The following is a 13,564-nucleotide window of genomic DNA, read 5'->3' as shown; positions in this document are numbered from 1 at the left end:
GCCCGAACTGCGTCAGGCGGCCCGGCGGGCGAGGACATCAACGGCCGGCCGTAAACTGCTGGGGGAATCCGAAATGGATGGCAGCACTTTGGAGAGGCGCGCTATGGGCGCGGAGCCGCGGATGACCGCAAAGATCAGCGAGTTCGCGGCTCACCTGACGGCAGGAGATCGATCTGCTGCGGAGCGTGTGCGAACCGAGGCCGTCGCGGCGCTGGACGTTCACTTGGACCTAACCAACCGACTGATCACATAATCTTGCGCTTGATCTGGCTTATCGCCAGCGGTGCGCTTTCGTCCTGAAGCGCACCTTCCTATTCTAGCTATACAGTCACCGAGGCCAAGGCTGCGATGCGGCGTAGCATTGTCGGATCAGGCTCGGTTGATCGAAGGATCTGACAGTTCAAGATCCTTGGTTGCTTTATCCACCAACGGAAGGTGCGGGTCGACCACCCGACAAATGATACGACCAGGCGCGTGGCGCCCGGCAATACTCCGAAAGACCGCCTCCTCCCTGCGGGCAGCCTTTGCCAGCTTCTAAAGCGAACGACGGCCCCGACCCCACGAAAGCAAAGACCGTCCGCCACACAGGATCGACACATTTAGCCGCGCCGCCACCTCTTAGGGCGGCGCCAATCACCCAACCAAAAACTCTTCACCGCGTTGTAGTGTCCGGAACACGACAGACCACCTCCAAGATCTAAGTAGGATCGTCGGCCGAAACGACTGAAAAAAAGGCATTCGTAGCCCCTCCGAGCTTGGGAGACCTGTGTGCACGACCGTTTGGCTATCATGCTCGACCGCTTAGAGGGTGCTTCCGCCGACGACCGAGATGCCTTCGCCGCATTAATCGGGGAAATGCGTTCGGTCTCTACCGGGCAAGTTCTCGTTGATGAGGCCAGCAGACCCCAAATCAGCATGGTTTTGCTGGACGGGTTGGTAGGTCGCGTCTCAATCCTCAGGGAGGGTGGCCGACAGATTAGCGGCCTGAACGTCCCGGGAGATTTCCTGGATCTTCACAGCCTGCTGTTAAGAAAGATGGATCATAGCTTGGTCGCATTGACCAATGCCGCCGTTGTGGCGGTGTCTCACGCGGATCTACGGTGGATTTGCGAGACGCGGCCTCACCTTATGCGCGCGCTGTGGAGAGAGACTGTCGTCGATGGTGCTATTCACCGTGAGTGGCTCTCGGCGCTGGGAAGAAGACCCGCGGCCGAACGCTTGGCCCATTTGTTCTGCGAAGTTTACGTGCGCCTCAAGGCGGTGGGCTTAGCTGGCGACTATCAGTTTGATCTGCCGCTGACACAGTCCGATATCGCCGATATGGTTGGCATCAGTTCGGTTCACGTGAACAGAACTTTGAAGACGCTTCGTCAGGAAGGATTGCTGGAATGGAGGGGTGGCCCGGCCACCGTTCATGACTGGCGTAGTCTGGCGCGCATCGCGCAGTTCGACGCAAACTACCTGCAAGCAAGACTAACGACTGCGGGCGTGTAGTGGTGCAAAATTGGCGGTGGTTCGCCTCAAGAATCGATCTTGCCATTCGCGTCGTCCGAAGAACACTCGCTCGCAGCTAGGTTCAGACGAAACAGCATCGAACCTGCCTCACCGTAGACCGTCATTTCAACGGCGTGGTTGTCCCAAAACTGAGGGCCATCGTCGCTTAGCAGTTCGCCTAGGGTCCGTACGGCTTCAATCTTTGCGTCTCGCACGGACCCGAGGTCTGACGACCAGGTCATTGACGAGGTTCCGGCGTCGCTGGTGAAAACGAACTTCATCACTTCTGTACGGCGCGTTGAACACTTTGTTCCGGGAGATGCACAAAGTTACCCAGCCGTGACTCAAATCTAGCACAACGAAAGGCCGCCGCCCTCAAAAAGACGGCGGCCCAGTCGCGCAACACATGAAACCGGTCTTCGCAAACGGTCTCGCCTCCAAAATCGCATAACGCCGTGCCGGGTTCCGGATTTCGAGAACTGAGGCCGTGGCAACATCGAAGACCTTCATCAAATCTAGGCTGCTGTCCGCTTTCGGCGGATCGAACATCTGGTTCGCCAGACCGTCGTACAATCGTCATGGCGGCTATCGACAATGCGCCAGAACTAACCGCGAACCTCCGCTAACGAGACTGACACGGCACACACCCTCGACATGGAGGCAATAGCCTCGCTGGCCGATCCTATCATGATCGACATACAGCTGCGCAGACTGCATGAGTGACCAATTCCACACAAGGGAACGGGTTGTCCGGCTCCTGAGTTTTTCTTCGGTCAAAATGGAGAGAATTCGTGACGGACGACAAATCCAAACGTGGCGGCGGGGATCGCCAGCGCATCAGTCTAACCGAAGATTATGAGGTTCGAGACTGGGCGGCCAAGTTCAACGTGAGCGAAGAACGTCTACGCAAGGCCGTCGACAGGGTCGGCAATGAGGCGGATGCAGTCGAACAGGAGCTGCGGGGCCGATGAAAACCGATCAGCAAGCTGAAGCCGCTTTGCCGACTGGGGTGGCGAAAGGTCTTCGTCTGGACACGACCATAGAAGAACAGCAGCTGCAGGCGGGATGGGCTGGGTGACTTCCGTCATAAGGGGGGCGTCGCTCAAGTCTGGCTCCAGGTTCACGCAAGCCAGGCCGGCCAAGGTCGACAACGCGCCAGACGGCGGGTCGCTTCATCCCGCCGGATTAGCGCCCTGCCGACGCCGACGCAGGCGTGGAAAGCGGCCCATCCCAGGACGTGCTCCGCCGTTCACAGCGACGGCGTTGTCGGCAGCCCACCGCTTGAACCCGTTTGGCGGAGACGCCTCGCGAGAAGGCTTGGCCGGGGAGCACGGCCGGGTGTTCAACGGCTTCTGACCCGTCTTGGAACGCCATTCTTTCGATCCAATGACGAATGTCGGTTGCCTGGCCTGGTTTTAATGACCGCTCGGCGCTTTCAGACCTTCGCACTGACAGACGCTTCAGACCCAAAGGCCACCTTCGGATCGACCGTTTTCGGCATGCCAGGCAGCCTCCCGGCGCCGTCTGTCCCAATCGGTTGGGTCAGATCACCGCAATCCAGACCGGGGCATGATCGCGGACCCCCTTCGGTGCTGCGGACTGCGCGGTCGACCCCGGCGTCATTCAGGCGTTCGGCCGCCAGCCGCTTGAGGCGCAGCCCAATGGGTTGCGCAGCGTCTTAGGAGCAGACCACTCCTTGTCGCCCGGGTTGGTCGGAGCAGACAAGGCTGAGCCGACGGTCAAGGCGTCATCATCGCTCAGGCGTAGCGGGGGCGCGCGCCATGTGTGAAGCGCATGTCCGCCGTCTCGCGCCGATCAATCGCCCTGACGACCCTTCAAATCATCAATCCGCTGCGACGCCTCAGCTTTCGTGAGATCGTCCCGGAAGGCCTCTGGAGCATGGAGCTCCTCAGACAGTGTCTTTAGATACGAGGCCTGCGCGCCCGTCATCGCCTCGCCGCCTGTAACCCAATCCGATGGGTTCTTCTCCGTGTTGCCGCCGGGATGGGGCTCGAGTTTGGGGTTGTGACTGTCAGTCGTAACTGTCTCCTGTGTTCCCGTAATGTTCTGGCGCTGCCAGGGTTCCCAAAGCTGGTGGTCGGAGGTCTGATCGAGCCAGAAGGCCGAGCGCCGCAGCGGCCGACGGTTTTTTTAAGGGGCTCCCGTAATCACCCCATCGACACAGCGGGCGATCGGCAGCCTGATGGCGGGAGCGCGTTCTGCGACTGTGCGACCTGCCTGTCGGAGCTCGGATATGGAGGTGGCCGTCAAGCGGGCGCTTGTCCGGATCAGGCGGGGGCCCCAGGCGGCCAGCTCTACCCGGACGGCTGACACGCCAATACCCGGCCCAACACAAGCGCGCCGCAGATCCCTTGGCGTCCTTCCGTCCCGACTATGGACGCTTCATCATCCATTAGGTCGGGCCGGCCATTAGCTGCGGGCTCACGGCGCGCGCGGCGGAAGCTTGGGTGACGCCGCCGGCCGGTTGACCGGAGGCCGAGGGTTAGGCCCCGTCAGCTGTGGGCCGTTCGACAGACACCCTGATCCGAAGCGGTCGCCTAGCTGGCCGGGCGAGGCGACTGATGGTGCTGCACAACCCGCCAGACGTCGTGCTCCAGACGGCGATAGGTCGTCGTGCAGACCGCAGCGTAGCGGTCTTGGGCGTTCGAGACCGAAACGCCGTAGGCGATGACGATCCACCCCTCCTGTGGGCGTGAGACCTGTTGATCCTCGAACACGACGTCCGTCCATTGCGGCGTCCGGCTGACGGCGGCGACCGCGGCCTCGCCCGAGAAGACATATGGAGCGTCCGGAAGAACCATCAGCGCCTCGGGTGCGATGATCTCGCGATAATGGACAGGGCTCGCGGTCCACAAACCCTGTTCCGACCCCCACAGGCGTGCATCATCCATGACCGCTCTCCTTGGATGACCTGGGCTGCGGCGCTTCGGCGTGGCCGGGTGTGACTGGGGCGAACTCGGCAGCCTGGCGTTTCGGGGGAGCGGCATCGAGGGTGACGGCGTCGGACGCCGCCTCGTCATCCAGCTGCGCGACGCTGAGGATGACCTCGTTCTCGCGCATCAGCGGCCGGGCGGCGTCTGCCGCTTGGACGTCGGTTGGGGACGGGACGGTCACGGCGCGTTCGACGCCTGAGGGGTCGCCCAGTTTCACAGCGTAGGTCTTGAGGGTCATCGCGGCTCCTTTCCAGAACAACCGCACGGGCCCGCCGGCTGTTCCCGCCAAAAACGCGGTCATCGCCTGGTCGGCCGTCGACTTCGGCCGGTGTCGAGAGCCAAGCCCTCGCCAGCCTTCCATGGGCCGGCCCGCGAACGCGGAGCGGCAGACCCTCGCGCCGGATGTCGACTGATGGCAGTCGGGTCGTCAGCCGTCCCGACAAGGGCGTCGCGGCTCTGGGCCCGCGCCCTCTCACCGCAGGCATCAGAGTCGCCGACGTGACGCATACCCACGGGAGGTCCAGCGACTGGCTCTGTCGTCGCCGTGGAACCGCGAGCTCATCCCGGCGCTCTCTCGGGAGCAAGAACCTGACGAAACCAGGAGAGGATCATGGCAGGCGGTTGGACGCGGGATGGCGCGGTTCTCGATCAGATCGAGGACACGGTGCTCGACGGTGTTCTGAATGCCCGGGCCCGTATGCCGATTGGCGAAGGGACCTCGGACTGCGTCGAATGCGGGGACGAGATCCCTGCGGCCCGGCGCAACGCCATGCCTGGCGCAACCACCTGTGTGCACTGTCAGTCCGGTCGCGACAGCCGCATCGCCCACTCGACGATCAATCGTCGGGGAAGCAAGGACAGCCAGTTAAGATAGACTAGACACTTAGTCTGGGGCGAAACAATCGGCGGGTTGGTTCGGACGCCCCTCGGCGGGAATAGGGTCAGAAACAGCGTCGCTCGGCAGGGACAGGCGAAAGAAAGGGTGGAGGCGGACATTCCGTATGGAGCGGCGAAGGACACCGCCACGACCGTCAACCTCCATTCCGGTTTGGAGTCGAACCGGCGCCCGCCATCAGGTATGCTCCGATCAGTCGCCAGACCGCCTTAAGGCGGATCGCGGACTGGCATCACCATGCGATCTAGGGTGGGACGAAAGCTTCCTGAAGAGGCGGCTGTACAGTTACCAGGCTGGGCACCCGAACGAACTTAAAGCTTTGCCGAACTACCGGCGGTGAACTTGACCGCGTTGAAACGCGAGTTGCGACCTTGGGTTGAAGACGGAAGAGCCAGGGTTCTCCGAAAGAATTAAAGTTCGGAGCTATTTATCGGCTGGGGTCTGGAGCGAGATTTGGGGCCGTGTAGAAGTCATCGTTCGAAGACAATAGGGCCTCCCATGACTGAAGACACTCAATCCGCCGACATCCTTGATATGGTCGTTGGGATCGTTGCAAACTACGTCAGCAACAACCGGGTCGAACCCGATCAAGTCGGCGCATTGATTGCTTCGACCTATCACGCTCTCTCGAATGTCGGCGGACCCGCGCCCGAACCGGTTCAGACCTATGAACGTGCAACCGCCGCCCAGGTCCGTAAGTCGATGACCGATGACGGTCTGATCAGCTTCATCGACGGTCGGACGTATAAGACGCTGAAGCGTCACGTCGCCGTGAATGGCATGACACCCGACGAATACCGCGACCGATACGGTCTTCCCGACGACTATCCCATGACCTCTCCGGCCTATTCGGCCAAGAGGTCAGAGCTGGCCCGCGCGGCGGGCCTGGGTCAAAAGGGTCGGGCAGCGAAAGCTGAGAAGGCTCCGATCAAGCGCAGTCGTTCGAAATCATGAAAACCTTCGCTCTCGCTCTTGTCGCCACGCTGGCGATCTCATCGACCGCTTATGCGAGTTTGGGCCGAGGATCGAACTGAGGGGAGCTGGGATCGGTCAAGTCGCTTACATTGCCGAACTCAGCGATGGGCTTACCATCGGCGACAGCACTTCTTGCGGGGATGCGATGGCGTTCGGGCTGGCAACCGGCCAACGCCGCGACCGCAGCATCTGGAATGCCAGCTCGTTCTTCCGAAGGTAGATAGATCGTGGTGCCAAGCCCGCTACTTAAGGCCGCATACTAGTCAGTTTTCCGTCAGGTTTCGTATGAAACAGGCATCAGAACTTGTGGAGGTCTCAAGCGCTATCCTTGGGATCGGGACTTTAGACGCTCGCCGGCTGGAGGAAGCGGCGTAGAGACCTGTTTGGGTAAGGGCGGGGCTCCTGCCCGATCAAACATCCACGCGATGCTCACCATGAAACTGTGCTCATGGGGATGCGCAATGTCTGAAGTTCAGTCATTCCCCAATGTCCGCTGCTGGCGCAGTACCGCCTGACAGAAGGTGTTCCAAGGGCTTGCATCGTCTGCTGCCTGCATCACATTGGCGGGACATACAGGAGCGACCTTGCCGAGCCTATTCTTCTCATATTCCCATGCTGATGAAGGTCTGAGAGATCAGCTCGAAAAGCAGCTGGCCATGCTTAAGCGCCAGGGCGTAATCGAGACTTGGCACGACCGCCGGATCGGTGCGGGCCAGAACATCGACCACGTCATCGACGAGCACATCAACGGCGACGAGATAATCCTTCTTCTCGTCAGTCCCGACTTCATCGCATCCGACTATTGCTACGAGATAGAGATGAAGCGAGCGATGGAACGGCACGACGCCGGCGAAGCTATCGTCATTCCCGTGATCCTGCGTGCCTGCGACTGGCATCACGCGCCATTCGGTAAGCTCAATGCGACACCGCGTGACGGTAAACCGATCACCCAATGGCCTGACATTGACGACGCCTTCCTACAAGTTGCTCAGGCAGTCAGAGGCGCGGCCGCAAACCTCACCAAAAAAGTCGGTGATGAAGCCCCACAACCGCGGGTGCCGGTATCGCCTGCTGCGGCAACTGTCCCCGACCTGGCCGCTCCGCGCTCCAGCAATCTGCGGTTAACAAAGGCGTTCACCCAAAAGGACAAAGACCTGTTTCAGGCCGAGGCTTTCGACTTTATCGCTCGGTTCTTTCAGAACTCCTTGGGCGAGCTCGGAGAGCGAAACCCCGGCGTGGAGGGCTCATTCCGGCGGGTGGATGCGAACCGCTTTTTCGCGACCATTTACAGGAACGGCAGGGATGTCGCTCGCTGCACTATCTATATGGGAGGCGGTGCGTTCGGTGGCGGCATCAACTACGTGCAAGGCCATTCCTCGGACAGCAACTCCCTCAACGAGTCACTCTCCGTTCATGCTGATGACCAAGCTATGTATCTCCGCCCGATGGGGATGGCTTTCATGGGCGGAGAGCGCGATCCGAAGCTGTCTGTCGAAGGCGGTGCTGAGTTTTTCTGGGGCATCCTGATCCGTCCCCTTCAACAAGGCTGGTGAGATGCTCTTCCCTGAAGAATTCACAGTGGGAACCTTCAAAACCGCAGAGCCCGGCAGCCTTGTGCTTCTCGCACAAAATATGAGGCGCTTTCGCTCATCTGTGAGGGCGATGGGGAACCCACTGCCGTCTTCCTGGGTGGCGCCCATTCCTTCCATTCTTTCCCGAGCGGTGGGGCGGATAACTGGAAAGGTGTCATCATCCCCGTTGTCAGGATCGAGATTGATGAGACGAGTCTCTATGATCCGGACCAAAACGGTCACGCTCTAGGCATCATCGTTCGACAAGAAACGAAGCTAGTCATCCGGACCAAGGCGGAACATTCCTTCGGGCGCTCAACCCCTGTCGTCATTCAGTCTGGCCTACCTGACTCAAAAGGCAGTGCAGCTTTTACGAGGTGGCAGATCGTCGTTGGACATGGCGACGAAAAGCGCGTCCTTCATAAGGTCGATCTGGGCGATCCGCCGAAAGAGTGAAGCTGTCGCTTCTCCGACTAGAGGGTGTTGGCAGCGAGCCGGGCTCTAAAGGTCGTCTATTGGGTCGCAGGCAAATGTCTGCTTTTGGCGCTAAGCAGCCATGGTAGCAGCGACAATGTGCAAACTCTCCGGACGCACGTGCGTATAGCGTCGGAGCATTTTCCAATCCCTGTGGCCCGTAACGAGCGCGACTTGCGGGATCTGAAAGCCTGCCTCGAAAAGGCGGCTGGTCCCCTCATGACGCAGGTCGTGGAAGTGAAGATCGACTATGCCTAGATCTCTGCATGCACGGCTGAAGGCGGTTCCAGCCGATCGATGGTTAAACGGGAAGATGCGCATGTCGGAGTTGATCCGCGCCGGGCGCTGTTCCTCAATAATCGCGATCGGATCGAAGCCGGAGATCGAAAGAAGAGGAATGCGCTGATCATTCCCCGACTTCTCACGCGGATCCTTGCGGTCGCGTATGGTGAGCATCTTTGTCCGGACTGCGAAGTCGTCCCAAACGACACGGAAGATTTCCTCCCGGCGCATGGCTGTGGCGATCGCGAACCGGATTACCGCCCCCATCGGAATGATCTGGCGCGGGTTCGCCTCAAAGTGCGCGATCAGACGCTCAATCTCTTCGTCTGTCGGGCGGCGGTCGCGTTCGACGCCTTTTCCGACCAGTCCGAGCCGCTTCAGAGCAATCCGCGCCAGGTTAATCGCCTCAACGGGGACAGTGAGCCCATGCACCGCGGCGGCGTGGGTGAGCACAAGCTTTATAGCTCCAATATCGATGCTGAGTGTCATGGGGCCGGCTCCCCCGGCTGCGCGCTTGCGACCGAACTCGACGAACAGCTGTCGGTCGAGTTCGCCGATCTTTTTCTTACCCAAGCTAGACTTAAGTGATTTCAACGTCGCCGCTTTGGACCGGCGAGGAGCTTTGCCGACAGATTTCATGTCGTCGATGTGCAGATCGACGAGTTCTCCGAACGTCCGAAGACCGGCGGCGCGCGATGGCGAAGGGGTTTCACCCCGGTCGATTTTGGCCTCCGCCGCCGTCGCCCAACGCCGCGCGTCATCGCGCTTCAGGAAGGTCTCGCTGACGTAGCGGCCCTTCCTCCTGACCTGGACCCGCCATGAGCCTGACGAGAGTTTCGAGTACGTTGCCATTTCGTGTGCGCTCTGTGTGCACTGAGGTGTCGAAAAATCAGAAAAAACGTCGCGCGACGTCGTGCTAAAGAATGCACACGCTCCGTCCGTGTGCACTGATATTGCTAGAATAATGTTGAAAAATCAAGATCGTAGGCTATCCGTGGCCCCCATGATGGACTGGACCGATCGGCATTGCCGGGCGTTTCACAGGGCGTTGACGAGCCGGGCCTTGCTCTACACCGAGATGGTGACGGCGCCGGCGGTGTTGCATGGGGATCGCGAGCGGCTGCTGGGGTTCGATGCGCTGGAGCATCCGGTGGCGTTGCAGCTGGGCGGGTCGGATCCCGCGCAGTTGGCCGAGGCCGCCAAGGTCGGAGAGGCGTTCGGCTATGACGAGATCAATCTCAACGTCGGCTGCCCCTCGGACCGGGTGCAGTCGGGTCGGTTCGGCGCCTGCCTGATGCGCGAGCCGGAGTTGGTGGCCGACTGTATGGCGGCGATCAAGGGGGCCGTCAGCGTGCCCGCGACCGTCAAATGCCGCATCGGCGTGGACGATCAGGATCCTGCCGTCAGCCTGTTCGCCACGGTGGACGCCTGCGCCGCCGTCGGGATCGAGGTCTTCGTCGTCCATGCGCGCAAGGCCTGGCTGAAGGGGTTGTCGCCCAAGGAGAACCGCGACGTGCCGCCGCTGAACTATGATCTGGTGCGCCGGCTGAAGCGCGAGCGGCCGCATCTGAACATCTCGATCAATGGGGGCATCGCCTCAATGGACGCGGCCGAGGCCCATCTGGCCGAGATCGACGGCGTCAAGCTGGACGGGGTCATGCTGGGTCGCGCCGCCTATCACGAGCCGGCCATCCTGGGTCAGGCGGATCGTCGCCTGTTTGGCGCGCCGGTCGAGGACACCGACGCCTTCGCCGCGCTGGAGCGCTATCGGCCCTATATGGCCGCGCGTCTGGAGGAAGGCGTCGCCCTGCCCGCGATGGCGCGGCATATGCTGGGGTTGATGCACGGCCGGCCGGGCGCGCGGGCGTTCCGTCGCATTCTGACGGTCGAGGCGATCAAGCCCGGCGCCGGCCTGGAGGTGCTGGATCGAGCGGTAGAGGCTGTGCGCGAGGCCGAAGCGAGGCGTGACACGGCGCCCGGCGACTGGGCGGCGTAACCCAATCTTCAGAGCTGGCCGGCAAGGTTAAGAGAACCCTGCCGTTTCGGACCTGCACGCCATGAAGACCCCGCTGATCGCCGCCGTCATCGCGGCCGCCCTGCCCGCCACATCGGCCCTGGCGCAGGCTGACGGCCGGTTCGCCGTCGGCGCCCAGGCCGGCACGCCGGGCGCCGGCCTTCAGGCCCAGTTCGCGCTCAGCCCGGTCGTGGTGCTGCGCGGCGGCTATGACGTGCTGAAATGGGATCGGGACCAGACCTACAAGGGCATCGATTACGACGCCAAGATCGACTTCAAGTCGCCAGGCGCCTTTGTGGACCTGCATCCGTTCCGCAACGGCTTTCTGATCTCGGGCGGGGCCTATTTCGGCGATCGCAAGGTCGATCTGGATGCGACGCCCACCGGGAACGTCAATGTCGGCGGCGCGACCTTCACACCGGCCCAAGTCGGGACATTGACCGGCCGCATCGACCTGGAGAGCACCGCGCCCTTCTTCGGCCTGGGCTATGACAACACCTTTACGCGCGGCGGAAGGCTCGGCTTCCGCATTCTGGCTGGCGCGGCCTTTGGCGATGCGCCGCAAGTGGATCTGGACGCTCGCGGCGGGACGCTGTCGAACGACCCTACCTTCCGTTCGCGTCTGGATCAGGAAGAGCGTGAGATTCAGGCCGAAGCCGACGATTACAAGGTCCTGCCGGTGCTTCAGGCGGGCCTCAACTTCAAGTTTTGAAGCCCGCGGCGTCGTCCCCAAGCGCGCAGACTGGGGATAAATAAGTTATGCAAAACAGGGCATTAACCTAGAAACAAATCGTAACAGACGGCGCCAAGGCGGGTTCCGCCACTTTCTCGCCACAGGTTAACGCGACAAGGCCAGCGCCGGCGGCGTTGGGAGCCGGTGTCTCCTGAGCGAAACTCATGATCGGCGCCTCCGCTGCTATCGCCATGCTTTGGGCTGCCGTATCGTCTGTGACGAGCGGGCCTGTCCCCTACAATGACGTCGTAGCGGCGGATCAAGTCAGGACTGAAACCCCTGCCGCCATCGTCGGTTCCGATGAAGTCGAGACCGGCCTGAACGCCGAACAGGCCGAGCTGATGGCCTCCGATCCGGACTGGCGCGCGTCGGCGCGCCTCTATCACGCAGGCGGCGGCGGTGCGACGGGCAACGATTCGCTGGGTTGCCGTCCGATCGCCATGCGCACCGTCGCGGTCGATCCCCGTGTGATCCCGCGCCGCACCAAGCTGTTCATCCGCGAAACGGTCGGCATGCGTTTGGCCGACGGTTCGATCCACGACGGCTACTGGTACGCCTCCGACACCGGCGGCGCGATCAAGGGCCAGAAAATCGACCTCTATACCGGCAACGGTCGCGGCTCGATGAACCAGGCGCAGCGCCTGAACATGCGCACCCTGACCATCGTGGACGCCGGCGATTTCGACGGTTGCCCCCCGGCCTGGACCACCGCTTCCAACTGATCCGGCCGATCATGAAAAACGCCGGCTGACCGCGAAGGTCAGCCGGCGTTTTCGTGTTTGAAGCCTTGCGCCAATCAGTCCAGTTCGGACACTTCCAGCGTCGACTGCACCATCGAGCCGTTATAGGTGCCGACCCAGATGTCGTAGCGGCCGCTCTGCGGATTGGTGATCGTCACCTTCGGATCGACGCCGCCCGCGCCGTCGTCGTCGCAATAGAAACGGCCGTTGGGCGTATTGATCAGCAGGGTTGTGTCCTCGTCTGCGCGAACGCGGAAGGTCAGATCGGAGTCGCCGGGCTCGAAGAAGATCTGGATGTCCGGGGCTGAACTGACCGAACCTTCGCAGCCCGCCTTGGCGGCCGAGGCGGGCGAGGAGCCGCCGGCCAGGATCGACTTGGTCCAGGGGTCGGGCGTGAAGCCGCCGCGCAGATTGGCCGTGCCGTAGTTGGGCTCAAGATCGATATTGGGCGCCGCGCCCGCCGTCGTGTCCGTGCCGCCCAGTTCGCTGATCTGCAGCGTCGACTGGACCATATTGTCGTTATAGGTGCCCAGCCAGATGTCGTAACGGCCGCTCTCGGGATTGGAGATGGTCACCATCGGGTCCAGGTCGCCGCCGCTGTCGTCGTCGCAGTACCAGCGGCCGCCGGGGCTGTTGACCAGCAGCGTCGTATCCTCGCTGGCGACCGCCTTGATGGTCAGGTCCAGATCGCCGGCTTCGAAGTTCAGTTGCAGATCGGGCGCGGCGCTGACCTTGCCCTCGCAGCCCGACTGCGCGGCCGAGGCGGCGATCGAACCGCCCGCCAGGATCGACTTGGTCCAGGGATCGGGCGTGAAGCCGGTCTCCAGCCGCACCGAACCGTAGTTGGGGTCCAGGGTGAAGTCGGGCTTGGCCCCGCTCTTCTGCGCCAAGCTGACGCCAGGGGCGAGCAGCACGGACGCAGCGGCGATGACGGCGATGGATTTCATGATGCTCCCTCCAGCAGCGGCGCAACGCCGCAGGGAGAGACTATTCCGTTTCGCCGAACCGTGCAGCTTGAAATGCAGGCCTCAAAAGCGGCGCTTGCCGGTCACCGTCTCGAAGAACAGGCGAAAGTCGCCCATCAGGCTCCACAGCGGATATTTGAACGTCGCGGGCCGGTTCTTTTCGAAGAAGAAATGCCCGACCCAGGCGAAGCCGTAGCCCAGCAGCGGCATGGCCAGCAGCCACCAGGCGTTCCGCGTCGCCACGAAGGCGACGAAGGCCGAGATCACCAGAAAGGTGCCGACGACGTGGATGCGCCGACATGTCCGGTTGGAATGCTCATGGATGTAATAGGGATAGAAGGCCTCGAACGAGGCGTAACGGCCCTCAGGTGCGGACGGCGTGCTCATGGGCGGAGGGTGCGCCAGCATCGCGTAGGTGGCAAGCGCCTATCCTCCCCCGCCTGCGGGGGAGGGGGACCGCGAAGCGG

General features: G+C 61.9%; 15 protein-coding genes. 8 read left to right on the top strand and 7 right to left on the bottom strand.

The features are described from left to right. Nucleotides 1-768 precede the first annotated feature (768 nt). Nucleotides 769-1,494 carry a Crp/Fnr family transcriptional regulator gene (locus tag RT123_RS05400; RefSeq protein WP_313008235.1) on the top strand — a complete coding sequence of 242 codons (726 nt, stop codon included), beginning with the start codon at nucleotides 769-771 and terminating at the stop codon, nucleotides 1,492-1,494. Between the two features lie 26 nt (nucleotides 1,495-1,520). Here the strand turns inward: RT123_RS05400 and RT123_RS15730 are convergent, their stop codons facing one another. Continuing rightward, nucleotides 1,521-1,736: a DUF6894 family protein gene (locus RT123_RS15730; protein WP_409514890.1), complete on the bottom strand. Its 216-nt coding sequence runs from the start codon at nucleotides 1,734-1,736 to the stop codon at nucleotides 1,521-1,523. A 549-nt stretch (nucleotides 1,737-2,285) separates the two neighbouring features. Between RT123_RS15730 and RT123_RS05395 the strand changes: the two genes are divergently transcribed. Next, entirely contained in the window at nucleotides 2,286-2,465 is a 180-nt protein-coding gene (locus tag RT123_RS05395) for a DUF3606 domain-containing protein (protein WP_313008234.1), read from the top strand. Between the two features lie 844 nt (nucleotides 2,466-3,309). Here the strand turns inward: RT123_RS05395 and RT123_RS05390 are convergent. From RT123_RS05390 to RT123_RS05380, 3 genes are all read right to left on the bottom strand, one after another. Continuing rightward, a complete protein-coding gene (locus tag RT123_RS05390) occupies nucleotides 3,310-3,558 on the bottom strand; it encodes a DUF3072 domain-containing protein (protein WP_313008247.1) in 249 nt (82 codons plus the stop codon). Nucleotides 3,559-4,052: 494 nt separating this feature from the next. After that, nucleotides 4,053-4,406 carry a nuclear transport factor 2 family protein gene (locus RT123_RS05385; protein WP_313008233.1) on the bottom strand — a complete coding sequence of 118 codons (354 nt, stop codon included), beginning with the start codon at nucleotides 4,404-4,406 and terminating at the stop codon, nucleotides 4,053-4,055. Beyond that, nucleotides 4,399-4,686 (bottom strand): hypothetical protein, encoded by a 288-nt coding sequence (locus RT123_RS05380; RefSeq protein ID WP_313008232.1) that lies wholly within the window; start codon nucleotides 4,684-4,686, stop codon nucleotides 4,399-4,401. The genes RT123_RS05385 and RT123_RS05380 overlap by 8 nt, the downstream gene beginning before the upstream one ends. A 372-nt stretch (nucleotides 4,687-5,058) precedes the next feature. On the opposite strand from RT123_RS05380, the gene RT123_RS05375 reads away from it, so the two are divergent. From RT123_RS05375 to RT123_RS05365, 3 genes are all read left to right on the top strand, one after another. Continuing rightward, a complete protein-coding gene (locus RT123_RS05375) occupies nucleotides 5,059-5,322 on the top strand; it encodes a DksA/TraR family C4-type zinc finger protein (RefSeq protein ID WP_313008231.1) in 264 nt (87 codons plus the stop codon). Between the two features lie 519 nt (nucleotides 5,323-5,841). Beyond that, the gene (locus RT123_RS05370; RefSeq protein WP_313008230.1) at nucleotides 5,842-6,297 is read left to right on the top strand and encodes a MucR family transcriptional regulator; all 456 of its coding nucleotides are present in this window, start codon (nucleotides 5,842-5,844) and stop codon (nucleotides 6,295-6,297) included. A 605-nt stretch (nucleotides 6,298-6,902) separates the two neighbouring features. Further along, a complete protein-coding gene (locus RT123_RS05365) occupies nucleotides 6,903-7,871 on the top strand; it encodes a toll/interleukin-1 receptor domain-containing protein (protein WP_313008229.1) in 969 nt (322 codons plus the stop codon). 564 nt (nucleotides 7,872-8,435) lie between these two features. Here the strand turns inward: RT123_RS05365 and RT123_RS05360 are convergent. Beyond that, a complete protein-coding gene (locus tag RT123_RS05360; RefSeq protein ID WP_313008228.1) occupies nucleotides 8,436-9,497 on the bottom strand; it encodes a site-specific integrase in 1,062 nt (353 codons plus the stop codon). Between the two features lie 112 nt (nucleotides 9,498-9,609). Here RT123_RS05360 and dusA point away from each other — a divergent pair, with 112 nt between their 5' ends. From dusA to RT123_RS05345, 3 genes are all read left to right on the top strand, one after another. Next, nucleotides 9,610-10,641, top strand: a complete 1,032-nt coding sequence (gene dusA, locus RT123_RS05355; protein WP_313008227.1) for a tRNA dihydrouridine(20/20a) synthase DusA — start codon at nucleotides 9,610-9,612, stop codon at nucleotides 10,639-10,641. Nucleotides 10,642-10,702: 61 nt separating this feature from the next. After that, nucleotides 10,703-11,371 carry a hypothetical protein gene (locus RT123_RS05350; RefSeq protein WP_313008226.1) on the top strand — a complete coding sequence of 223 codons (669 nt, stop codon included), beginning with the start codon at nucleotides 10,703-10,705 and terminating at the stop codon, nucleotides 11,369-11,371. A 185-nt stretch (nucleotides 11,372-11,556) separates the two neighbouring features. Beyond that, entirely contained in the window at nucleotides 11,557-12,114 is a 558-nt protein-coding gene (locus tag RT123_RS05345; protein ID WP_313008225.1) for a 3D domain-containing protein, read from the top strand. A 74-nt stretch (nucleotides 12,115-12,188) separates the two neighbouring features. Here RT123_RS05345 and RT123_RS05340 read toward each other — a convergent pair whose 3' ends face one another. Beyond that, a complete protein-coding gene (locus RT123_RS05340) occupies nucleotides 12,189-13,079 on the bottom strand; it encodes a hypothetical protein (protein ID WP_313008223.1) in 891 nt (296 codons plus the stop codon). Between the two features lie 81 nt (nucleotides 13,080-13,160). Beyond that, nucleotides 13,161-13,484, bottom strand: coding sequence for an Mpo1-like protein (locus RT123_RS05335; RefSeq protein WP_026108600.1), 324 nt, complete (start codon nucleotides 13,482-13,484; stop codon nucleotides 13,161-13,163). Nucleotides 13,485-13,564: the final 80 nt, after the last annotated feature.

Origin of the sequence: Brevundimonas vesicularis, assembly GCF_032067225.1 — a bacterium.
Taxonomy (GTDB): Bacteria; Pseudomonadota; Alphaproteobacteria; order Caulobacterales; family Caulobacteraceae; genus Brevundimonas; species Brevundimonas vesicularis_F.
This window is presented reverse-complemented; position numbering and strand designations above follow the sequence as displayed.

What these genes read in the sequence shown, in the direction of transcription:
- RT123_RS15730 (WP_409514890.1), bottom strand. Translation starts at nt 1,736, where the DNA reads ATGACCTGGTCGTCAGACCTCGGGTCCGTGCGAGACGCAAAGATTGAA.
- RT123_RS05385 (WP_313008233.1), bottom strand. Translation starts at nt 4,406, where the DNA reads ATGGATGATGCACGCCTGTGGGGGTCGGAACAGGGTTTGTGGACCGCG.
- RT123_RS05350 (WP_313008226.1), top strand. Translation starts at nt 10,703, where the DNA reads ATGAAGACCCCGCTGATCGCCGCCGTCATCGCGGCCGCCCTGCCCGCC.
- dusA (WP_313008227.1), top strand. Translation starts at nt 9,610, where the DNA reads ATGTTGAAAAATCAAGATCGTAGGCTATCCGTGGCCCCCATGATGGAC.
- RT123_RS05380 (WP_313008232.1), bottom strand. Translation starts at nt 4,686, where the DNA reads ATGACCCTCAAGACCTACGCTGTGAAACTGGGCGACCCCTCAGGCGTC.
- RT123_RS05370 (WP_313008230.1), top strand. Translation starts at nt 5,842, where the DNA reads ATGACTGAAGACACTCAATCCGCCGACATCCTTGATATGGTCGTTGGG.
- RT123_RS05375 (WP_313008231.1), top strand. Translation starts at nt 5,059, where the DNA reads ATGGCAGGCGGTTGGACGCGGGATGGCGCGGTTCTCGATCAGATCGAG.
- RT123_RS05335 (WP_026108600.1), bottom strand. Translation starts at nt 13,484, where the DNA reads ATGAGCACGCCGTCCGCACCTGAGGGCCGTTACGCCTCGTTCGAGGCC.
- RT123_RS05345 (WP_313008225.1), top strand. Translation starts at nt 11,557, where the DNA reads ATGATCGGCGCCTCCGCTGCTATCGCCATGCTTTGGGCTGCCGTATCG.
- RT123_RS05340 (WP_313008223.1), bottom strand. Translation starts at nt 13,079, where the DNA reads ATGAAATCCATCGCCGTCATCGCCGCTGCGTCCGTGCTGCTCGCCCCT.
- RT123_RS05360 (WP_313008228.1), bottom strand. Translation starts at nt 9,497, where the DNA reads ATGGCAACGTACTCGAAACTCTCGTCAGGCTCATGGCGGGTCCAGGTC.